The sequence below is a fragment of the Subtercola sp. RTI3 genome, from assembly GCF_035018625.1.
GTDB classification, from domain to species: Bacteria; Actinomycetota; Actinomycetes; order Actinomycetales; family Microbacteriaceae; genus Subtercola; species Subtercola vilae.
In genome coordinates this window covers 59,252-79,202 of the sequence record NZ_JASJXO010000007.1, presented here as the reverse complement: position 1 = coordinate 79,202, position 19,951 = coordinate 59,252, and the positions used below count along the sequence as shown (strand labels likewise).

Below are 19,951 nucleotides of genomic sequence, written 5' to 3'. Positions count from 1 at the left end.
CCGCGGCCCGTGAAGGAGTTGCACCATGAGCACCGACGACAGAAGCGCCTCCGACGCCGCCTCGACCGCAGGCGAGCACCCCACGCATCCCGCCGCTTCCGAGCCCTCTGCTTCCGAGCCCTCGGCGTTCCCTGATGCGGATGCTCCCCGCTACGACCCGGCGTCTACGGCGTCTACCCCGGCTGGCACGGAGCTGGCTGCACCGGGAGAGCCTGCTGTGCCGGAGTCGAACGCGGAGTCGCACGCGGAGTCGACTGAGGCCGCGCCGGTGGCGCCCGCGGAGTCGACTGAGGCCGCGCCGGCCGCACCGACCGACGGGCGTGAGGCTGAGGCTCCAAGAAGCCACGCTCCGATGGCTGACGCTCCGGTGGCTGGCGCATCGATGGCTGACGCTCCGGTGGCTGGCGCATCGATGGCTGATGCACCGATGGCTGACGCACCGATCGCCGAGCCGCTCGCGCCGGCCAGCGAAGTGTTCGAGGTGCCCAGCGCACCGGCTGTCGCGCCGCGCTGGGCGACACCCGCACCCGAAGAACACGCCGTGGCGTACCCGGCGGAGGCGTACGTCCGGCCGCCAGCGAACCCGTACCCCGCCGCCGGCGCTGCTGCGGCAGCGGCCGTCGCAACTGGCACAGCTGGTGCTGCCGGGGCCGGAGCCACCGGTGCCGGTGCTATTGGCGCCGCCGTGAACGGTGCCGGCTCACCGCCCATCGCTCCTGCCCCCGTTTCGCCCGCTGCCTACGCTCAGCCCCAGCCCACCGAAGCGCTGGGATCACCTGGCGCTCCCGTGCCTCCTGGCTCCGCCGGTGCGCAGCCCCAGGCCTCGTACCTCCCACCGGGCTACGTCGCTCCGACCACCGTCATGACGCCCGTGCTGACGCCCCCGAAGAAGCGCAGCAACCGCGCCGCCGGCACACTCATCGCGCTCATCGGCGCCCTCGTTTTCGCGATCGTCTACGCGCTGGTCGGCGCGGTCATCCTCGCTTTCACGGTCACCACCACGCGGCTGCCCGAAGTCATGAGCCAGTTCGTCAGCAGCCCCGCTTTCTTCGTGCCGGTGATCTTCTTCGCAATCGCTCTCATCCTGGTCGTGCTGATCGTCAATCGCGCGAACTGGTGGGCGTATGTCCTGGGCGGCTTCCTCGTCGCAGTGGTCGTGTACGGAGCAGCCATCCTGGGTGCCCTGCTCGCCGTTCAGGCCTGGACGTTCAGCGCCGACCAGGCCGCCGCGTTCGTACGGTCGCTCGTGATGGATCCGCTCACCCTCGCTGCGGCGATCGTCGCCCGTGAGGTTCCCATCTGGGTGGGTGCGTGGATCAGCTCGCGCGGCCGCAAACTGAAAGCACGCAATGCAGCTGACCGTGAAGAGTACGACCGCGCGGTCGCCGACGCTGCCGAGCAGCAGGCGCAAGCCTCAGCTGTGTACGCAAACGGGCAGTACACCGCATAACCGACAAAGCCTCATTACTGCGCTATGCTGAGCGCGTGAAGAAGGTCATCATCATTGGCGCGGCCGTGGTCGTGGTCGTCGCTGTGCTCGTTGTGCTCTCGCTCACCCTGTCGCCCGTGACGCGCGAACCCACGAGCGCGCCATCGGCGCTGGCGTCCACCGCGCCTGCCTCCACAGCTGCATCATCGACAGCTGCACCCTCGACAGCTGCACCCTCGACAGCGACGACAGCGACGAAGGCGGGTACGGCACCGGATGCACCGGGCTCGACTGTCGCAGCAACCAGTAGTTCCGCTGCCCCCGTCTTCACCTCGTGGTCTGCGTCGCCCTCGGTCACCTGCCCGGTGGTCGGGGCGGGCCCGGCCGGCGGTACGGCATCCTCTCCGATGGTCTCGCTGGGGTGGAAGAGCGCGGGTGCCACCAGCGCTTTCGTCGGCGTCGACACACCGGATGCCCAGGCCGCGCCGTACGCCGAGGTGCCCCCCTCAGGCAGTACTTCGCTCGAGTTTCCGTGCCCCGAGTTGACGCAGACGTACACCGTCACGCTTGTCGGCCCCGGGGGTAAACTGAATAAGGCGGTCACCGTCACCAACGCCGGGTATCGCGGTTAGCGAACGCCGGGCATCCGGAGCCGCTGTCATTTGACCCGAGGCTACCCAGCGGCTAATATTCTTTGAGTGTGCGCTTTGTCGTGCTCTCGTGCCGTGCCCGGTTCTTATCCAAGAACTGATCTCGGTTCCGGGCCAGACATCTTCACGCAAAGCAGGGCGTGATCGTTCAGTTCGAATGACCAGCCCCCACGGCATACCTACCCCCGACATTCTGAAGAGTCTCTTTGCAGAGGCTCCGCGGTCTGCAAGTAGGTCCAAATGAACTCGACACACGAGGCGAAAGCTTCGCCGCGTTCGAATGCTAATCAGTAGCAGCTGTCACCGTGCAGTAAACACAAGGAGTTATGTAGTGCCTACCATTCAGCAGCTGGTCCGTAAGGGCCGAACGCGCAAGGTCACGAAGACCAAAGCGCCTGCTCTCAAGTCGAACCCGCAGCAGCGCGGCGTGTGCACCCGTGTGTACACCACCACGCCCAAGAAGCCGAACTCGGCTCTTCGCAAAGTTGCTCGCGTCAAGCTCTCCAACGGTACTGAGGTCACGGCCTACATTCCCGGTGAAGGCCACAACCTGCAGGAGCACTCGATGGTGCTCGTTCGCGGCGGTCGTGTGAAAGACCTGCCCGGCGTGCGTTACAAGATCGTTCGCGGCGCCCTCGACACCCAGGCTGTCAAGAACCGCAAGCAGGCTCGCAGCCGTTACGGCGCGAAGATGGAGAAGAAGTAATGCCTCGCAAAGGACCAGCTCCCAAGCGTCCCGTTGTCGCTGACCCCGTCTACGGCGCACCCATCGTCAGCCAGCTCGTCAACAAGATTCTTCTTGATGGCAAGAAGGGCCTCGCCGAGCGCATCGTCTACGACGCACTCGAAGGCGTTTCGAGCAAGAACGGTGCCGACGCTGTCGTCACCCTGAAGAAGGCGCTCGACAACGTGCGCCCGACCATCGAGGTCAAGAGCCGCCGCGTCGGTGGCTCGACCTACCAGGTGCCCGTCGAGGTCAAGCCTCACCGTGCAAACACCCTGGCTCTGCGTTGGCTCACCACCTACGCGAAGGGTCGTCGTGAGAAGACCATGACCGAGCGTCTCACCAACGAGATTCTCGACGCCTCGAACGGGCTCGGAGCGGCAGTCAAGCGCCGTGAAGACACCCACAAGATGGCCGAGTCGAACAAGGCTTTCGCGCACTACCGCTGGTAGACAGTTCCATTTGTGTTTGGTTCGCCCGGCGGCGCTGGGCGAACCAAACACGTATAAAGCTCCACTGGCGCTTTATCCTTTAGCAATCCAATCGGAGGAAATCCGTGGCACAGGACGTGCTTACCGACCTGAACAAGGTCCGCAACATCGGCATCATGGCCCACATCGATGCCGGCAAGACCACCACCACCGAGCGCATCCTGTTCTACACGGGTATCACTCACAAGATCGGTGAAGTCCACGATGGTGCAGCCACCATGGACTGGATGGCGCAGGAGCAAGAGCGCGGCATCACCATCACGTCTGCAGCTACCACGTGTTTCTGGAACAACAACCAGATCAACATCATCGACACCCCCGGCCACGTCGACTTCACGGTCGAGGTCGAGCGCTCGCTTCGCGTGCTCGATGGCGCGGTCGCTGTCTTCGACGGTAAAGAGGGCGTCGAGCCCCAGTCGGAGACCGTCTGGCGTCAGGCCGACAAGTACGACGTGCCCCGCATCTGCTTCGTCAACAAGATGGACAAGCTGGGCGCCGACTTCTACTTCACCGTCGATACCATCGTGAAGCGCCTCGGCGCCCGCCCGCTGGTCATTCAGCTGCCCATCGGTGCTGAGTCGAACTTCGAAGGCGTCGTCGACCTGGTCGAGATGCGTGCACTCACCTGGCGCGGCGACTCCAAGGGTGACGTCGAGCTCGGTGCGAAGTACGAGATCGAAGAGATCCCCGCCGACCTGGCTGAGCTCGCCGCGGAGTACCGCGAGAAGCTCATCGAGGTCGTTGCTGAGACCAGCGACGAGCTGCTCGAGCGTTACCTCGTCGGCGACGTCGACTTCTCGGTCGCAGACATCAAGGCGGCCATCCGCAAGCTCACCGTCAACAGCGAGATCTACCCGGTGCTGTGTGGTTCGGCGTTCAAGAACCGCGGCGTGCAGCCCATGCTCGATGCCGTCGTCGACTACCTGCCGAGCCCGCTCGACGTGCCGAGTGTCGAAGGTCATGACGTTCGCGACGAGGAGATCATCATCTCCCGCGGTGCGAACTCGACCGACCCGTTCGCGGCTCTCGCGTTCAAGGTCGCGGTTCACCCGTTCTTCGGCCGCCTGACGTACATTCGCGTGTACTCGGGTCACGTTGACTCTGGCGCGCAGATCATCAACGCGACCAAGGGCAAGAAAGAGCGCATCGGCAAGATCTTCCAGATGCACGCGAACAAGGAGAACCCGGTGGCCTCGGTCACCGCGGGTCACATCTACGCGGTCATCGGTCTGAAAGACACGACCACGGGTGACACCCTCGCCGACCCGCAGCACCCCGTCGTGCTCGAGTCGATGACGTTCCCCGAGCCCGTCATCGAGGTGGCCATCGAGCCGAAGACGAAGGCTGACCAGGAGAAGTTGGGCCTGGCCATCCAGAAGCTGGCCGAAGAAGACCCGACCTTCCGCACCGAGCAGAACCAGGACACCGGCCAGACGGTCATCAAGGGTATGGGTGAGCTTCACCTCGATATCCTGGTCGACCGCATGCGCCGCGAGTTCAACGTCGAGGCGAACGTCGGCAAGCCCCAGGTTGCGTACCGCGAGACGATTCGTCGTATCGTCGACAAGCACGACTACACCCACAAGAAGCAGACGGGTGGGTCGGGCCAGTTCGCCAAGATCCAGATCTCGATCGAGCCTCTTGAGGTCACCGCCGACACGATCTACGAGTTCGTGAACAAGACCTCGGGTGGCCGCGTGCCGCGCGAGTACATTCCTTCGGTTGACCAGGGCTTCCAGGCGGCAATGGCCGTCGGTGTGCTCGCCGGTTACCCGATGGTCGGTGTCAAGGGAATTCTCCTCGACGGTGCCTCGCACGATGTCGACTCGTCAGAAATGGCGTTCAAGATCGCCGGAACGATGGCATTCAAGGAGGCTGCCCGCAAGGCGCAGCCCGTTCTTCTCGAGCCGCTGATGGCTGTTGAGGTTCGTACTCCTGAGGAGTACATGGGTGACGTCATCGGTGACCTGAACTCGCGCCGTGGGCAGATCCAGTCAATGGATGACGCCACCGGCGTGAAGGTCATCCGTGCAAATGTCCCGCTGAGCGAGATGTTCGGTTACGTGGGCGACCTGAGGAGCAAAACCTCAGGGCGCGCCGTGTACTCGATGACGTTCGACAGCTACGCGGAGGTTCCGAAGGCAGTTGCCGACGAGATCATCCAGAAGAACAAGGGCGAGTAGCCCTACCGTTATCTGGCCCTCCCGGGCCTAGTAATATATCTACATAACACCCCGCCGAGCAGCCGGTCGAAACCATCGATCGGCCGCTCAGCATGAGAGTCCTGAGGAGGACCCAGTGGCCAAGGCCAAGTTCGAGCGGACAAAGCCGCACGTAAACGTCGGAACAATCGGTCACGTTGACCACGGAAAGACCACGCTCACCGCGGCGATTTCCAAGGTCTTGGCTGACAAGTACCCGGCGTTTAACAAAACCTTCAACTTCGATCAGATCGACTCTGCTCCCGAAGAGAAGCAGCGCGGCATCACGATCAACATCTCGCACATCGAGTACGAGACCGAGAAGCGCCACTACGCGCACGTTGACGCCCCCGGTCACGCTGACTACATCAAGAACATGATCACCGGTGCTGCTCAGATGGATGGCGCGATTCTCGTCGTCGCGGCCACTGACGGCCCGATGGCTCAGACTCGTGAGCACGTTCTTCTTGCTCGCCAGGTCGGCGTTCCGTACCTGCTCGTCGCCCTGAACAAGGCTGACGCTGTTGACGACGAAGAGATCCTTGAGCTCGTTGAGCTCGAGGTTCGCGAGCTCCTCTCGAGCCAGAACTTCGACGGCGACAACGCTCCGGTCATCCGGGTGTCGGCACTCAAGGCGCTCGAGGGCGACCCCGAGTGGACCAAGTCGATCGAAGAGCTGATGGACGCGGTTGACGCTTCCATCCCCGATCCGATCCGCGACAAAGACAAGCCCTTCCTCATGCCGATCGAGGATGTGTTCACGATCACCGGTCGTGGAACCGTCGTCACCGGCCGCGCCGAGCGCGGAACCCTCGCCATCAACTCCGAGGTCGAGATCGTCGGCATCCGCCCGACGCAGAAGACCACGGTCACCGGTATCGAGATGTTCCACAAGCAGCTCGACGAGGCATGGGCCGGCGAGAACTGTGGTCTGCTTCTTCGTGGCACCAAGCGCGAAGATGTCGAGCGCGGCCAGGTCGTCGTCAAGCCCGGTTCGGTTACCCCGCACACCGGCTTCGAGGGCACCGCGTACATCCTGTCGAAAGACGAGGGTGGCCGTCACAACCCGTTCTACACGAACTACCGCCCGCAGTTCTACTTCCGCACCACCGACGTCACCGGCGTCATCACGCTGCCCGAGGGCACCGAGATGGTCATGCCCGGCGACACCACCGACATCAGCGTTGAGCTCATTCAGCCCATCGCTATGGAGGAGGGCCTCGGCTTCGCTATCCGTGAGGGTGGCCGCACCGTCGGCGCCGGCACGGTGACCAAGGTCACCAAGTAGTTCCTGCGTAAATGGTTCGCCCTTCGGGCGACACCAACAGCTCTTGTAGCTCAAGAAGGGCCGCACTCCTCCGGGGGTGCGGCCCTTCTTCGCGTTTCCGGGTACCGGCCGGAGGTGAGGGTATAGGGGTAGCGTGAAGGGGTGGTGAGTGCGAAATGAGGCTCCGGCGGAGCGACCTGGCAGGCAAAGGCTTCCGGCGGGTGCGGGCCGGCACGAGGTTCACGTATCGAGACCCGAGTGGTGAGGTTCTGCGCGACGCCGAGCTGCGGGAGCGCATCCGGAGCCTCGGCATACCGCCGGCCTGGGAGGACGTGTGGATCGCACCCCACCCGAACGGCCACATTCAGGCGACCGGTATCGATGGCGCGGGGCGGCGGCAGTACATCTATCATCCGACCTGGCGCGAGCAGAAAGACCGCATCAAGTTCGACAGGGCGCTGAGCCTGGCCGAGGCGCTGCCGACGGCGAGACGCAAAGTGACCCTCGATCTGCGCCGCGAACAACCCGACCGAGAACGTGCGTTGGCGGCGGGCTTCCGGATGCTCGACACTGGCTCTCTGCGGGTAGGAAGCGAGCGCTACGCCGCCGAACACGGCAGCCGGGGCCTGTCGACCCTGTTGTGCGCGCACGCCTCGGTGCACGGTGACACGATCCATCTGGAGTTTCCTGCGAAGAGTGGCAAAGACTGGGCGTCAGACATTCGCGACGCCGAGCTTGCGGCGGTCATCCGGGGCCTGAAGCGGCGCGGGCCGCACGCGCATCTGCTGGCGTTCAAGGAGAAGGGGCGCTGGCACCCGGTTTCCGGCCCGGACATCAACGAGTATGTGCGCGCGCAGACCGGGGGAGAGTTCACGGCGAAAGACTTTCGCACCCTGCACGGAACCGCCGCTGCCGCAGTGAGTCTCGCGAAGTCGGGCCCGCAGCAGAGTGCCAGGGCCCGTAGTGCGGCACTGTCGCAGGCCATGCGCGATGCGGCGAGCGTACTCAGCAATACGCCCACGATCGCGCGCGCGAGCTACGTCGACCCGCGCCTCGTCGACAGGTTCGCCGAGGGTCGTACGATCGACCCGGCGCGCCTCGGTTCGGTCGAATCGGAGCTGCGCGCGCTGCTCTTCGAGTAGGCCGGCGCTCGGAACGGCCGAAGTGGTCGATTGAGGTACGGCACTTGCCCGGTTTCCGGCCGTGGCGGCGGGCGAAACCCGTACCCTAACTCAGCGAGCGGGGTGGGGGGCTACCAGGTGCGGGCGGCGGGGCCCCGGGCGATTTCGACCGCCGCCTCGTCGAGGAGGTCGCCATCGTCGGAGACGAGGGCCAGGGATGCGTGCCGACCGGTGCCGACCTCCTGCACCACTGACACCACTCCGCCCGGGAACGGGTTGTACTCGTCGCTCCACTGCTGAAGCGCGATCAACACCAGCTTCAGCGATCGCCCACGCTCGGTGAGGTGGTAGCTGAACCTCTCACGGGCCCCCTCCTCTCGATACGAACGGCGCTCGAGCACACCAGCCTCGACCAGAGTGCCGAGGCGTGCCGTGAGCACATCGCTCGGGATGCCCAGCTCATCCCGGAACTCGGAGAACCTGCTCTGCCCGCGCAGGGCGTTGCGAATGATCAGCAGCGACCACTTTTCACCGAGCAGGTCGAGGCTCCGATGGATGGAGCACGCGTGTTCTGTCGCCGGGCGAGTCGAACGGGGGGAAGCCATGACCCAACAATAGATCCGATGCCCTAACTTGGCAATTCCAACTGAGGGTCATAGGCTCAGCTCATGACCGCTCTGCACACGACCCCGAGAAAACGCACACTGTCGAAGAGGGGAACCTTCTGGGCATCTGCCTCGGTGCTGGCGCTCTGCCTCTGGGCGAGTGGTGCGCCGTCGGTGCTGTACCCGTCGTACGCGGCCGAGTGGCACCTGTCGGCGGCGGTCATCACCACGGTCTTCGCGACGTACCCTGTGGCGCTGTTGGTGGTTCTGCTCGTCTTCGGCAGCATCTCCGACACCATCGGGCGCCGAAACGCCATGCTGATCGGAGTCGGCCTGATTCTCATCTCGGCCTTCGCCTTCGTGCTCGCCCCCGATGTGCTCTGGTTGTACGTCGGCCGGGCATTGCAGGGCGCCGGGGCCGGCTTCGCCATCGGCGCCGCCAGCGCCTCGCTCGTCGAGAACAACACCTCGTCGAATACGCGCCTGCCAAGCTCGCTGACCACGGTCTCCACGGCGCTCGGCCTGACCCTCGCGCTCGTGCTCTCGGGCGCCCTCGCCCAGTACGCTCCGCTGCCGCAGGAGCTCAGCTACATTCTGCTGATCGCTCTGAGTGCCGCGGTCTTCGTCGCGGTGTACCTCACCCCGCGCCGGCCGGCTGGCGCCCGAAAGCCCTGGCGCCCGCAGGCGATCCATGTGCCCGTCGGAGTGCGCCGCGTATTCGTGGTCTCTGCTCTCTCGGTGTCGCTGGCCTACTCGGTGGGCGCCCTCTTCCTCTCGCTCGGCGCCTCGATCGCTCGCGACCTGACGGGCACCACGAACCTGCTGGCGGTCGGCGGGCTGCTCGCCGTCTCGGCGGTGATGATCGGTCTGACCGCCCTGGTGCTGCAGCGCATCCATTCGCACGTCGCCGTCATTCTGGGGGCCGTGCTGAGCCTCGCGGGCCTGGCGCTGCTCGAATTGACCGCAGGATCGGGCTCGCTCGTTCTCTTTCTGCTCTGGTGCATCGTCGGCGGCGCGGGCTATTCTCTGGCGTTCATGGGTGGCCTCGCCCTCGTCAACAAGACCTCCGAACCCCGCCACCGGGGCGCGACGCTCTCGGGCGTCTACCTCGTGTCGTATCTCTTTCAGGCGCTCACCGCCGTCGGAGCAGGCCTCATAGCAACCAGTCTCACCCTCACCGTTTCAGTCGATGTCGTGTCGCCCATCGTGGGCGTTCTGGCCCTGGTCGTCGGGGTTCTGGCTGTCGTAGACTGGCGGCTCCGGATGCTCGCCGCAGGCCTCACCGCGTAACCAGGTCTGCCCCTCCGATGCCAGCGCTGGCGCGACACGCCGCCGCGACACGCCCGGGTTGCACGTACCCCTCAACCTGTGGCAGAATCTTCTAGTTCGGTATTGCGAGTGAACTGTGCCCGCATCACCACCAGGCAGTGCATAGCTATAGGCCTTCAGGTCTTGTAGGGCTAGGCCGCGGGTGGCAGAACACAGCTTGATAAATCCCCTCCCCAACGCGCGATTACTGTTGCGCGCTTCGGGCTGGGCTTTTGAAACAAGAACAGTGTAATCGCGTCCAATGCGACGAGGGCCAATTGCCCGAGCGTAAGACGCAAGACAAGAGAGACGAGTCAAACATGGCGGGACAAAAGATCCGCATTCGACTTAAGTCGTACGACCACGAGGTCATCGACAGCTCGGCGCGCAAGATCGTCGACACAGTCACGCGTGCAGGTGCAACCGTAGTGGGCCCCGTGCCGCTGCCGACCGAGAAGAACGTCATCGCGGTCATCCGTTCGCCTCACAAGTACAAAGACAGCTTCGAGCACTTCGAGAAGCGCACCCACAAGCGCCTCATCGACATCATCGACCCGACGCCCAAGGCTGTCGACTCACTGATGCGCCTCGACCTTCCGGCCGATGTCAACATCGAGATCAAGCTCTGAGCCGGCTAGGGAGCTAAGAATTCACATGGCAACTTCTACAAAGACTTCCAAGGGCCTGCTGGGCATCAAGCTCGGCATGACCCAGGTGTGGGATGAGAACAACCGTCTCATCCCCGTCACCGTCGTTCAGGTCACCCCGAACGTCGTGACCCAGATCCGTACCCCCGAGGTCGACGGCTACGAAGCCGTTCAGATCGCGGCCGGCCAGATCGACCCCCGCAAGGTGAACAAGCCCGCGACCGGTCACTTCGACAAGGCTGGCGTCACGCCTCGCCGTCACGTCACCGAGATCCGCACCGCTGACGCCGCTGAGTACACCGTCGGTCAAGAACTGACCGTCGACGGTGTCTTCGAAGCCGGCAAGAAGGTCGACGTCGTCGGCACCAGCAAGGGCAAGGGCTTCTCCGGTGTCATGAAGCGTCACAACTTCAAGGGTGTCTCGTCGTCTCACGGTTCGCACCGCAACCACCGCAAGCCCGGTTCCATCGGTGCTTCGTCGACCCCCAGCCGTGTCTTCAAGGGCATGCGCATGGCCGGTCGTATGGGTGGCGAGCGCGTCACCGTGCTGAACCTCGTCGTGCACTCGGTTGACGCCGAGAAGAACCTCATCCTCGTCAAGGGCGCCGTTCCCGGTGGCCGTGGCCGTCTCGTTTTCGTTCGTACCGCAGTGAAGGGGGCGTAGTCCATGACACTCACCAATGACGCCAATTCGGCAACTTCTGGTGCCAACACTTCAGTCGACATCATCGACGCGAATGGCCAGAAGGCAGGCTCGGTTGAGCTGCCCGCTGAGCTCTTCGATGTGCAGACCAACATCCCGCTCATCCACCAGGTCGTCGTCGCGCAGCTCGCTGCCGCACGCCAGGGTACTTCCAAGGTCAAGCGCCGTGGCGAGGTCTCCGGTGCCGGCCGCAAGCCGTTCAAGCAGAAAGGAACCGGTCGCGCCCGCCAGGGCTCGATCCGCGCTCCCCAGATGACCGGTGGTGGCATCGTGCACGGCCCGACTCCCCGCAGCTACGACCAGCGCACCCCCAAGAAGATGATCGCGGCAGCTCTGCTGGGTTCACTCTCTGACCGTGCCCGTGGCAGCCGCGTTCACGTCGTCGACTCGCTCACGCTCGGCCCGGTTCCGTCGACCAAGACGGCCATGGCCCTGCTCGAGCAGATAGCGACCAGCAAGCACGTTCTCGTGGTTGTCGAGCGCGGCGACGACATCGCCGTGAAGAGCGTTCGCAACGTTCCTGAGGTTCACGTGCTGACCTATGACCAGCTGAACGCCTACGACGTGCTGGTGAGCGACGACATCGTCTTCACCAAGGGTGCGATCGACGGCTTCATCTCCTCGAAGTCCAAGAAAGATGAGGTTGCAGCATGAGCGGCAACAACAAAGACCCCCGCGACATCATCATCTCGCCGGTCGTCTCCGAGAAGAGCTACGGCCTGATCGACGAGGGTAAGTACACGTTCATCGTTGCTCCCACGTCGAACAAGACCGAGATCAAGCTCGCGGTCGAGAAGATCTTCAACGTCGAGGTGGCTTCGGTCAACACGATGAACAAGATCGGCAAGACGCGTCGCACCAAGTTCGGCCTGGGTAAGCGCAAAGACACCAAGCGTGCCATTGTCACCCTGAAGTCCGGCACCATCGACATCTTCACGGCTGTTGGCTAAGTCGGAATCCAGAGGATAAAAACATGGCTATTCGCAAATACAAGCCGACTACCCCGGGTCGTCGCGGTTCTTCGGTCTCGGATTTCGCCGAGATCACCCGTACCACGCCCGAGAAGTCGTTGCTCCGCCCGCTTCCCAAGACCGGTGGTCGTAACAACGCCGGCCGCATCACGACCCGTCACATCGGTGGTGGCCACAAGCGCCAGTACCGCGTCATTGACTTCAAGCGCAATGACAAAGATGGCGTGAACGCCCGGGTCGCCGAGATCGAGTACGACCCGAACCGCACGGCTCGCATCGCACTGCTGCACTTCGTCGATGGCACCAAGCGTTACATCATCGCCCCGAACAAGCTGAGCCAGGGCGACATCATCGAGTCGGGTGCCGGCGCTGACATCAAGCCGGGCAACAACCTGCCCCTTCGCAACATCCCCGTGGGTACGGTCATCCACGCGATCGAACTGAAGCCGGGCGGCGGTGCCAAAATGGCACGCTCAGCCGGTGCATCCGTTCGTCTCGTGGCAAAAGACGGCCCCTACGCCCAGCTTCGTCTGCCCAGCGGTGAGATCCGCAATGTGGATGCTCGCTGCCGCGCAACGATCGGCGAGGTCGGCAACGCCGAGCAGTCGAACATCAACTGGGGAAAGGCCGGCCGCAAGCGCTGGTTGGGCATCCGCCCAACCGTTCGTGGTGTCGCGATGAACCCTGTCGACCACCCGCACGGTGGTGGTGAGGGCAAGACCTCCGGTGGTCGTCACCCGGTCAGCCCGTGGGGTCAAAAAGAAGGCCGCACCCGCCACATCAACAAAGAGAGCGACAAGCTCATCGTTCGTCGCCGTAATGTCGGCAAGAAGCGTAAGTAGGAGTCGAGAAGATGCCACGCAGTCTCAAGAAGGGCCCCTTCGTTGATGACCACTTGCTTCGCAAGGTTGTCGTACAGAACGAAGCTGGTTCGAAGAACGTCATCAAGACCTGGTCACGCCGGTCGATGATCATCCCAGCCATGCTGGGCCACACGATCGCCGTTCACGACGGTCGCAAGCACATCCCCGTGTTCATCACGGAGACCATGGTCGGTCACAAGCTCGGCGAGTTCTCGCCGACGCGTACCTTCCGCGGCCACGTGAAAGACGACAAGAAGGGTCGTCGCCGCTAACGCGGTGGCGAAAAGGAGGAGAGAAATGGTGGAGTCGACCGCACGCGTGCGTCACATCCGCGTCACCCCCATGAAAGCTCGTCGCGTCGTCAACTTGATTCGCGGCAAGCAGGCCATGGAGGCCCTGGCCATCCTGAAGTTCGCCCCGCAGGGCGCAAGCGAGCCTGTCTACAAGCTCGTTGCATCTGCCATCGCGAACGCCAAGGTCAAGGCCGATGCAAGCAACAGCTACCTCGACGAGCAAGACCTGTTCGTCTCGAGCGCTTTTGTCGATGAGGGTACGACCCTCAAGCGTTTTCAGCCCCGTGCACAGGGACGCGCATTCCAGATCCTGAAGCGCACCAGCCACATCACTGTCGTTCTCTCGACGCCCGATGAGGCCGCCGCCGTTGCACAGGGTTCCAAGAAGGCAGGAAAGAAGTAATGGGCCAGAAAGTAAACCCCTACGGTTTCCGTCTGGGCATCACGACCGACCACGTGTCGCGTTGGTTCTCTGACAGCACCAAAGTAGGCCAGCGTTACAGCGACTTCGTCGCCGAAGACGTGAAGATCCGCACCCTGCTCACGAAGAGCCTTGACCGTGCAGGCGTTGCCCGCATCGAGATCGAGCGCACCCGTGACCGTGTTCGTGTCGACATTCACACCGCCCGCCCGGGCATCGTGATCGGTCGCCGCGGCGCCGAAGCCGAGCGCATCCGTGCCGACCTCGAGAAGCTCACCAAGAAGCAGATCCAGCTGAACATCCTCGAGGTCAAGAACCCCGAAGCCGAAGCTCAGCTGGTCGCCCAGGGTATCGCCGAGCAGCTGAGCGCCCGTGTGGCGTTCCGTCGTGCAATGCGCAAGGGCCTGCAGGGCGCACAGCGCCTGCCCACCGTCAAGGGTGTTCGCATCCAGGTGTCGGGCCGTCTGGGTGGCGCAGAAATGAGCCGTTCAGAGTTCTACCGCGAAGGTCGCGTGCCTCTGCACACGCTGCGTGCCAACATCGACTACGGCTTCTACGAGGCCAAGACGACGTTCGGCCGTATCGGTGTGAAGGTCTGGATCTACAAGGGCGACATCACCAACAAGGAGCTTGCTCGCGAGCAGGCCAACCAGAAGTCATCGCGTCCCGAGCGTCGTGACGACCGCCGTGGCGGCGACGATCGTCGCCCCCCGCGCACGTCGGCACCGCGGTCTGACGCGCCCAAGGCAGATGCTGCCCCCGTGGCAGCAGCAGGAGTTGAGGCATAACCATGTTGATTCCCCGCAGAGTCAAGCACCGCAAGCAGCACCACCCCGGCCGTAGCGGCCAGGCAACCGGTGGCACCACCGTCTCGTTCGGCGAGTGGGGCATTCAGGCCCTCACGCCGGCCTATGTGACAAACCGCCAGATCGAGTCCGCTCGTATCGCCATGACGCGTCACATCAAGCGTGGTGGAAAGGTGTGGATCAACATCTACCCCGACCGCCCGCTCACGAAGAAGCCGGCCGAAACCCGCATGGGTTCCGGTAAGGGTAGCCCCGAGTGGTGGATCGCGAACGTCAAGCCCGGTCGCGTTCTCTTCGAGCTCTCCGGCGTCTCTGACGTCGTCGCTCGTGAGGCGCTCACCCGTGCAATTCACAAACTGCCTCTGAAGGCACGCATCATCAAGCGCGAGGAGGGCGACGCATAATGGCGATCGGTTCTAAAGAGCTCACCCCCGTCGAGCTCGACACATTCGAAGATTCACGTCTCGCAGAAGAGCTGCGGAAGGCAAAGGAAGAGCTGTTCAACCTGCGCTTCCAGTCGGCCACCGGCCAGCTCGAGAGCCACGGCCGCCTGCGCGCCGTGAAGCGCGACATTGCCCGCATCTACACGATCCTGCGCGAGCGCGAGCTGGGCATTCGTGCCACGCCCGTCGTCGTCGAGGTCGCACCAGCCGCGGCAGCGCCCAAGAAGACCAAAAAGGCCAAAGAGCCGGTTGCAGAAGATGCAGCCGAGCCCGAGGTCGAAGCAACTGAGGAGGCCAAATAATGGCTAAGACTGAGGCAGCAACCGCTGCACCCGTCGAGACCCCGGCCGAGGCAGTTGCCGAGGAGCGCGGTTACCGCAAGACCCGTCGTGGCTACGTCACCAGCGACAAGATGCAGAAGACCATTGTCGTTGAGGTCGAAGACCGCGTGAAGCACCCCCTGTATGGCAAGGTCATCCGCCGTACCTCCAAGGTGAAGGTGCACGACGAGGCCGGCGCTGCCGGTGTCGGCGACCTGGTGCTCATCTCCGAGACCCGTCCGCTGAGCGCCACGAAGCGCTGGCGCCTGGTCGAGATCCTCGAAAAGGCCAAGTAAGCGCCCCGCGCTTACTTACGTAAGGAGTAGAAGTGATTCAGCAGGAATCCAGGCTCAAGGTTGCCGACAACACCGGCGCCAAAGAGCTGCTGACCATCCGTGTACTCGGTGGATCAGGGCGTCGTTACGCGGGCCTCGGTGACGTCATCGTCGCCACCGTCAAAGATGCCATCCCCGGTGGCACCGTCAAGCGTGGAGATGTCGTCAAGGCGGTCATCGTGCGCGTCAAAAAAGAAACTCGTCGCGTTGACGGTTCTTACATCAAGTTCGACGAGAACGCAGCAGTCATCCTGCGCGCCAACGACAAGGAGCCTCGCGGCTCTCGCGTCTTCGGCCCGGTTGGCCGCGAGCTTCGCGACAAGAGCTTCATGAAGATCATCTCGCTGGCACCGGAGGTCATTTAATCATGGCGAACATCAAAAAGGGTGACGTCGTTCAGGTCATCACCGGCGCAACCCAGGCCCGCGGCGGAGACCGCGGCAAGCAGGGTCGTGTCATCGAGGTTCAGGTCGAGAAGAACCGTGTCATCGTCGAAGGCATCAACTTCGTCAAGAAGCACGTTCGCGTCGGCCAGACCCAGCGCGGCACCAAGACCGGTGGAATCGAGACCGTCGAGGCCCCGATCCACGTGTCGAACGTGGCGCTCATCGACCCCGAGACCAAGAAGCCCACTCGCGTCGGCTTCCGCGTCGAGCAGGTCACCAAAGATGGCGTGACCAAGAACGTTCGCGTTCGGTACGCCAAGAAGAGTGGAAAGGACCTGTAATGACTGACACCGCAACCGCATCGCCGGCTGGCGCTGCGTCTATTGCACGGCCCCAGCCGCGCCTGAAGCAGAAGTACCAGAGCGAGATCGTTCCCCAGCTCACGAAGGACTTCAGCTTCACGAACATCCACCAGGTTCCGGGCCTCATCAAGGTCGTTGTGAACACCGGTGTCGGTGAGGCAGCCCGCGACGGCAAGATCATCGATGGCGCCGTCAAAGATTTGACTGCCATCACCGGCCAGAAGCCTCAGGTCACCAAGGCTCGCAAGTCGATCGCCCAGTTCAAGCTTCGTGAGGGCCAGCCCATCGGCGCCCACGTCACGCTTCGTGGCGACCGTGCCTGGGAGTTCCTCGACCGGCTCCTGTCGCTCGCTCTTCCCCGTATTCGCGACTTCCGTGGTCTCTCCGACCGCCAGTTCGACGGCCAGGGAAACTATACGTTCGGTCTGACCGAGCAGTCGATGTTCCACGAGATCGACCAGGACAAGATCGACCGCGTTCGCGGTTTCGACATCACTGTCGTCACCACGGCGAAGAACGACGAGGAAGGCCGCGCGCTGCTCAAGGCGCTGGGCTTCCCGTTCCGCACCGCCGAGAACGCGTAGTACCTGCAACACCCGCTTCACCGCTTCACCGCTTCACTGCAGTACAACGGGTTCAGCAATTCGGCTGAACCCGTCGAGACCACAGGTCGGCATCCCGTGTACGGGGTGTCGAAACCAGGCCAGAAAGGCACAAACCGTCATGACAATGACAGATCCGGTCGCAGACATGCTGACCAGACTGCGCAACGCTAACTCGGCTTTCCACGAATCCGTGTCGATGCCGCACAGCAAGCTCAAGTCACACATCGCAGACATTCTCAAGGCTGAGGGTTACATTGCAGCCTGGGATGTCAAAGACGCAGAGGTCGGCAAGACTCTGACGCTCTCCCTCAAATTTGGCCCGAACCGTGAGCGCTCCATCGCGGGCATCAAGCGCGTTTCGAAGCCGGGTCTTCGGGTCTACGCAAAGTCGACCGAGATCCCCACCGTTCTCGGTGGCCTCGGCGTCGCCATTCTCTCAACGTCGTCGGGTCTGCTGACCGACCGACAGGCCTCAAAGAAGGGCGTAGGTGGGGAAGTCCTCGCTTACGTTTGGTGATCACCGATGTCACGTATTGGAAGACTTCCCATCGCGATCCCTGCCGGGGTCGACGTGAAGATCGACGGCCAGGCCGTCACCGTCAAGGGCCCCAAGGGTGAGCTTTCGCTCGTCGTCAAGGCTCCCATCGAGGCGAAGGTCGAAGACGGCCAGGTGCTCGTCACCCGCCCCGACGACGAGCGCGAGTCGCGTTCGCTGCACGGTCTGACCCGCACGCTCATCGCGAACCAGATCATCGGGGTGACCGAGGGTTACACCAAGGGCCTCGAGGTCGTTGGTACCGGTTACCGCGTCGCTGCCAAGGGTGCGAACGTCGAGTTCGCACTCGGTTACTCACACTCCATCACCGTTGAGCCGCCCGCGGGCATCAGCTTCACGGTGGAGGGCGTCAACAAGCTCACTGTCAGCGGCATCGACAAGCAGGCCGTTGGCGAAGTAGCCGCAAACATTCGTAAGTTGCGCAAGCCTGAGCCCTACAAGGGCAAGGGTGTGCGCTACGCCGGCGAAGTTGTTCGTCGCAAGGCCGGAAAGAGCGGTAAGTAATCATGGGAACTGGAACTAGAGGCAAGAGCAAGGCTGCCGCACGCGGCCGCCGTCACGACCGTCTTCGCAAGAAGATCGAGGGTACCGAAGCGCGCCCCCGCCTGGTCGTCACCCGTTCGGCCCGCCACGTGTTCGTTCAGGTCGTCGACGACAGCAAGGGATTCACCCTCGCTTCGGCATCGACTCTTGAAGCAGACCTGCGTACCTTCGACGGCGACAAGTCGGCCAAGGCACGCAAGGTCGGCGAACTCGTTGCCGAGCGCGCCAAGGCTGCTGGCATCGAAGCAGTCGTATTCGACCGCGGTGGAAACCGTTACGCCGGTCGCGTCGCGGCTGTCGCCGACGGCGCCCGAGAGGGTGGGCTGGACCTGTGACCGACGAAAAAGCAAAGGAAGCTACCGTGGCAGACGCTACGAGCGCTGAGGTCCAGGCGACTGAGGCACCCACAACTGAAAGCACTGCAGCCGCCCAGAACGAGCCCCGCGAGGCTCGTCGTGGTGGCCGTGAGCGCAACCCGAACAAAGACCGCGGCGCACGCGACTCTGACAAGAGCCAGTTTCTTGAGCGCGTCGTGACCATCAACCGCGTGTCGAAGGTGGTGAAGGGTGGTCGTCGCTTCAGCTTCACCGCTCTCGTTGTCGTCGGCGACGGCAACGGTCTGGTCGGCGTCGGCTACGGCAAGGCCCGCGAGGTGCCTACCGCGATCTCCAAGGGCGTCGAAGAGGCGAAGAAGAACTTCTTCCGCGTTCCTCGCGTCGGCAACACCATTCCGCACCCCGTTCAGGGTGAAGCGGCTGCCGGTGTTGTACTGCTTCGCCCGGCTGCAGCAGGTACCGGTGTTATCGCCGGCGGCCCTGTTCGCGCCGTGTTGGAGTGCGCGGGCATCCACGATGTTCTGAGTAAGTCGCTCGGTTCGTCGAACACCATCAACATCGTTCACGCGACCGTTGAAGCGCTCAAGCAGCTCGAAGAGCCCCGCGCCGTGGCAGCACGTCGTGGCCTGACGCTCGAGCAGGTCGTGCCCGCACGTCTGCTTCGTGCCCAGGCTGACGCCGATTCGGCCGCCGCTCTCGCAAAGGCAGGTGCCTGATGGCTACGAGCCTCAAGATCACGCAGATCAAATCCAAGATCAGCGAAAAGCAAGACCAGCGCGACACCCTGCGTAGCCTCGGTCTTCACCGCATCGGCCAGTTCGTTGTGCGCGAAGACAACTCGCAGAACCGCGGCTATGTTCGCCACGTCGCTCACCTGGTGAAAGTCGAGGAGATTGACTAATGGCTGAAGAAACCACTGAGACCGTAGAAGCTACGGCTCCCAAGAAGGCAGCGGCCCCCAAAAAGGCTCCTGCTAAGAAGGCTCCGGCGAAGTCTGAAGCGGCCGTTGCGCCCGCCAAGACCGTTGCTGAGCCGGCTGTCGCCCGTGAGCAGGTGCTGAAGGTTCACCACCTCCGCCCCGCCGAGGGTGCGAAGAAGGCCCGCCAGCGCGTGGGCCGCGGTGAAGGTTCCAAGGGTAAGACTGCGGGCCGTGGTACCAAGGGCACGAAGGCGCGCTACAAAGTGCGCCTCGGGTTCGAGGGTGGCCAGATGCCGCAGCACATGCGTACACCGAAGCTGCGTGGGTTCAAGAACCCGTTCAAAATCGTGTACCAGGTCGTCAACCTCGACCGACTGGCCGAGCTGTACCCCACCGGCGGTGAGGTCACGATTGCTGACCTCGTGGCCAAGGGTGCCGTGCGCGACAACGAGAAGGTCAAAGTTCTCGGCGATGGGGATATCGCAGTCAAGTTGAACGTCACCGTCGACAAGGTCTCTGGCTCAGCTGAGCAGAAGATCGTTGCCGCGGGTGGCTCCGTCAAGTAAGACTGCACGCTTCGAGTAGAGTCTTCGTGGGAATTGTTTCCTGCGAAGACTCTGCTCGTGCACGTCTCGTAATTACCTAGC

At 63.3% G+C, this 19,951-nt stretch carries 29 protein-coding genes; 28 read left to right on the top strand and 1 reads right to left on the bottom strand.

The features are described from left to right. Positions 1–25: 25 nt before the first annotated feature. From QN358_RS04760 to QN358_RS04730, 7 genes are all read left to right on the top strand, one after another. Complete coding sequence (locus QN358_RS04760; RefSeq protein WP_323511729.1) at positions 26–1,450, top strand: hypothetical protein; 1,425 nt, start codon at positions 26–28, stop codon at positions 1,448–1,450. A 35-nt stretch (positions 1,451–1,485) separates the two neighbouring features. After that, entirely contained in the window at positions 1,486–2,061 is a 576-nt protein-coding gene (locus tag QN358_RS04755) for a hypothetical protein (protein ID WP_136641092.1), read from the top strand. Between the two features lie 349 nt (positions 2,062–2,410). Beyond that, entirely contained in the window at positions 2,411–2,785 is a 375-nt protein-coding gene (gene rpsL, locus QN358_RS04750) for a 30S ribosomal protein S12 (protein WP_104242432.1), read from the top strand. Beyond that, positions 2,785–3,255, top strand: coding sequence for a 30S ribosomal protein S7 (gene rpsG / locus QN358_RS04745; RefSeq protein ID WP_136641093.1), 471 nt, complete (start codon positions 2,785–2,787; stop codon positions 3,253–3,255). Before rpsL ends, rpsG begins: the two co-directional genes overlap by 1 nt. Before the next feature lie 104 nt (positions 3,256–3,359). Next, entirely contained in the window at positions 3,360–5,477 is a 2,118-nt protein-coding gene (fusA, locus tag QN358_RS04740; protein WP_136641094.1) for an elongation factor G, read from the top strand. 115 nt (positions 5,478–5,592) lie between these two features. After that, positions 5,593–6,783: an elongation factor Tu gene (gene tuf / locus QN358_RS04735; RefSeq protein WP_136641095.1), complete on the top strand. Its 1,191-nt coding sequence runs from the start codon at positions 5,593–5,595 to the stop codon at positions 6,781–6,783. A 155-nt stretch (positions 6,784–6,938) separates the two neighbouring features. Then, positions 6,939–7,904, top strand: coding sequence for a DNA topoisomerase IB (locus tag QN358_RS04730; RefSeq protein WP_136641096.1), 966 nt, complete (start codon positions 6,939–6,941; stop codon positions 7,902–7,904). A gap of 110 nt (positions 7,905–8,014) precedes the next feature. Here the strand turns inward: QN358_RS04730 and QN358_RS04725 are convergent, their stop codons facing one another. After that, positions 8,015–8,488: a winged helix-turn-helix transcriptional regulator gene (locus QN358_RS04725; RefSeq protein ID WP_136641097.1), complete on the bottom strand. Its 474-nt coding sequence runs from the start codon at positions 8,486–8,488 to the stop codon at positions 8,015–8,017. 63 nt (positions 8,489–8,551) lie between these two features. Between QN358_RS04725 and QN358_RS04720 the strand changes: the two genes are divergently transcribed. The 21 genes from QN358_RS04720 (at position 8,552) to rplO (ending at position 19,870) form a co-directional block, all read left to right on the top strand. Continuing rightward, on the top strand, positions 8,552–9,778 hold the full coding sequence (locus QN358_RS04720) for an MFS transporter (protein ID WP_237280261.1): 1,227 nt from the start codon (positions 8,552–8,554) through the stop codon (positions 9,776–9,778). A 338-nt stretch (positions 9,779–10,116) separates the two neighbouring features. Continuing rightward, the gene (gene rpsJ, locus QN358_RS04715) at positions 10,117–10,425 is read left to right on the top strand and encodes a 30S ribosomal protein S10 (RefSeq protein WP_104242452.1); all 309 of its coding nucleotides are present in this window, start codon (positions 10,117–10,119) and stop codon (positions 10,423–10,425) included. Between the two features lie 25 nt (positions 10,426–10,450). Next, complete coding sequence (rplC, locus tag QN358_RS04710) at positions 10,451–11,107, top strand: 50S ribosomal protein L3 (RefSeq protein ID WP_136641098.1); 657 nt, start codon at positions 10,451–10,453, stop codon at positions 11,105–11,107. 3 nt (positions 11,108–11,110) lie between these two features. Continuing rightward, positions 11,111–11,800, top strand: a complete 690-nt coding sequence (gene rplD / locus QN358_RS04705) for a 50S ribosomal protein L4 (RefSeq protein WP_136641099.1) — start codon at positions 11,111–11,113, stop codon at positions 11,798–11,800. Then, positions 11,797–12,096 (top strand): 50S ribosomal protein L23, encoded by a 300-nt coding sequence (gene rplW / locus QN358_RS04700; RefSeq protein WP_136641100.1) that lies wholly within the window; start codon positions 11,797–11,799, stop codon positions 12,094–12,096. Before rplD ends, rplW begins: the two co-directional genes overlap by 4 nt. Before the next feature lie 23 nt (positions 12,097–12,119). Then, on the top strand, positions 12,120–12,959 hold the full coding sequence (gene rplB / locus QN358_RS04695) for a 50S ribosomal protein L2 (protein WP_136641101.1): 840 nt from the start codon (positions 12,120–12,122) through the stop codon (positions 12,957–12,959). A gap of 11 nt (positions 12,960–12,970) precedes the next feature. Beyond that, positions 12,971–13,252, top strand: coding sequence for a 30S ribosomal protein S19 (rpsS, locus tag QN358_RS04690; RefSeq protein WP_104242462.1), 282 nt, complete (start codon positions 12,971–12,973; stop codon positions 13,250–13,252). A gap of 25 nt (positions 13,253–13,277) precedes the next feature. Continuing rightward, positions 13,278–13,676 carry a 50S ribosomal protein L22 gene (rplV, locus tag QN358_RS04685; protein WP_136641102.1) on the top strand — a complete coding sequence of 133 codons (399 nt, stop codon included), beginning with the start codon at positions 13,278–13,280 and terminating at the stop codon, positions 13,674–13,676. Continuing rightward, a complete protein-coding gene (gene rpsC / locus QN358_RS04680; RefSeq protein ID WP_136641103.1) occupies positions 13,676–14,482 on the top strand; it encodes a 30S ribosomal protein S3 in 807 nt (268 codons plus the stop codon). Before rplV ends, rpsC begins: the two co-directional genes overlap by 1 nt. 2 nt (positions 14,483–14,484) lie before the next feature. Then, complete coding sequence (rplP, locus tag QN358_RS04675) at positions 14,485–14,904, top strand: 50S ribosomal protein L16 (RefSeq protein ID WP_136641104.1); 420 nt, start codon at positions 14,485–14,487, stop codon at positions 14,902–14,904. Next, complete coding sequence (gene rpmC, locus QN358_RS04670; RefSeq protein ID WP_136641105.1) at positions 14,904–15,245, top strand: 50S ribosomal protein L29; 342 nt, start codon at positions 14,904–14,906, stop codon at positions 15,243–15,245. The genes rplP and rpmC overlap by 1 nt, the downstream gene beginning before the upstream one ends. Next, the gene (gene rpsQ / locus QN358_RS04665; protein WP_136641106.1) at positions 15,245–15,559 is read left to right on the top strand and encodes a 30S ribosomal protein S17; all 315 of its coding nucleotides are present in this window, start codon (positions 15,245–15,247) and stop codon (positions 15,557–15,559) included. Before rpmC ends, rpsQ begins: the two co-directional genes overlap by 1 nt. A gap of 32 nt (positions 15,560–15,591) precedes the next feature. Beyond that, entirely contained in the window at positions 15,592–15,963 is a 372-nt protein-coding gene (gene rplN, locus QN358_RS04660; protein WP_136641107.1) for a 50S ribosomal protein L14, read from the top strand. 2 nt (positions 15,964–15,965) lie between these two features. Then, positions 15,966–16,325, top strand: coding sequence for a 50S ribosomal protein L24 (gene rplX / locus QN358_RS04655; RefSeq protein WP_136641108.1), 360 nt, complete (start codon positions 15,966–15,968; stop codon positions 16,323–16,325). After that, positions 16,325–16,930: a 50S ribosomal protein L5 gene (gene rplE, locus QN358_RS04650; protein WP_136641109.1), complete on the top strand. Its 606-nt coding sequence runs from the start codon at positions 16,325–16,327 to the stop codon at positions 16,928–16,930. Before rplX ends, rplE begins: the two co-directional genes overlap by 1 nt. 139 nt (positions 16,931–17,069) lie before the next feature. Then, positions 17,070–17,468: a 30S ribosomal protein S8 gene (rpsH, locus tag QN358_RS04645; RefSeq protein WP_136641110.1), complete on the top strand. Its 399-nt coding sequence runs from the start codon at positions 17,070–17,072 to the stop codon at positions 17,466–17,468. Positions 17,469–17,474: 6 nt separating this feature from the next. Then, positions 17,475–18,011 carry a 50S ribosomal protein L6 gene (gene rplF, locus QN358_RS04640; protein WP_136641111.1) on the top strand — a complete coding sequence of 179 codons (537 nt, stop codon included), beginning with the start codon at positions 17,475–17,477 and terminating at the stop codon, positions 18,009–18,011. A 2-nt stretch (positions 18,012–18,013) separates the two neighbouring features. Further along, positions 18,014–18,385, top strand: coding sequence for a 50S ribosomal protein L18 (rplR, locus tag QN358_RS04635; protein WP_323511728.1), 372 nt, complete (start codon positions 18,014–18,016; stop codon positions 18,383–18,385). A gap of 26 nt (positions 18,386–18,411) precedes the next feature. Next, positions 18,412–19,101: a 30S ribosomal protein S5 gene (gene rpsE / locus QN358_RS04630; RefSeq protein ID WP_201799224.1), complete on the top strand. Its 690-nt coding sequence runs from the start codon at positions 18,412–18,414 to the stop codon at positions 19,099–19,101. Beyond that, on the top strand, positions 19,101–19,286 hold the full coding sequence (gene rpmD, locus QN358_RS04625; RefSeq protein WP_104242488.1) for a 50S ribosomal protein L30: 186 nt from the start codon (positions 19,101–19,103) through the stop codon (positions 19,284–19,286). Before rpsE ends, rpmD begins: the two co-directional genes overlap by 1 nt. Then, positions 19,286–19,870 carry a 50S ribosomal protein L15 gene (rplO, locus tag QN358_RS04620; RefSeq protein WP_136641114.1) on the top strand — a complete coding sequence of 195 codons (585 nt, stop codon included), beginning with the start codon at positions 19,286–19,288 and terminating at the stop codon, positions 19,868–19,870. Before rpmD ends, rplO begins: the two co-directional genes overlap by 1 nt. Positions 19,871–19,951: the final 81 nt, after the last annotated feature.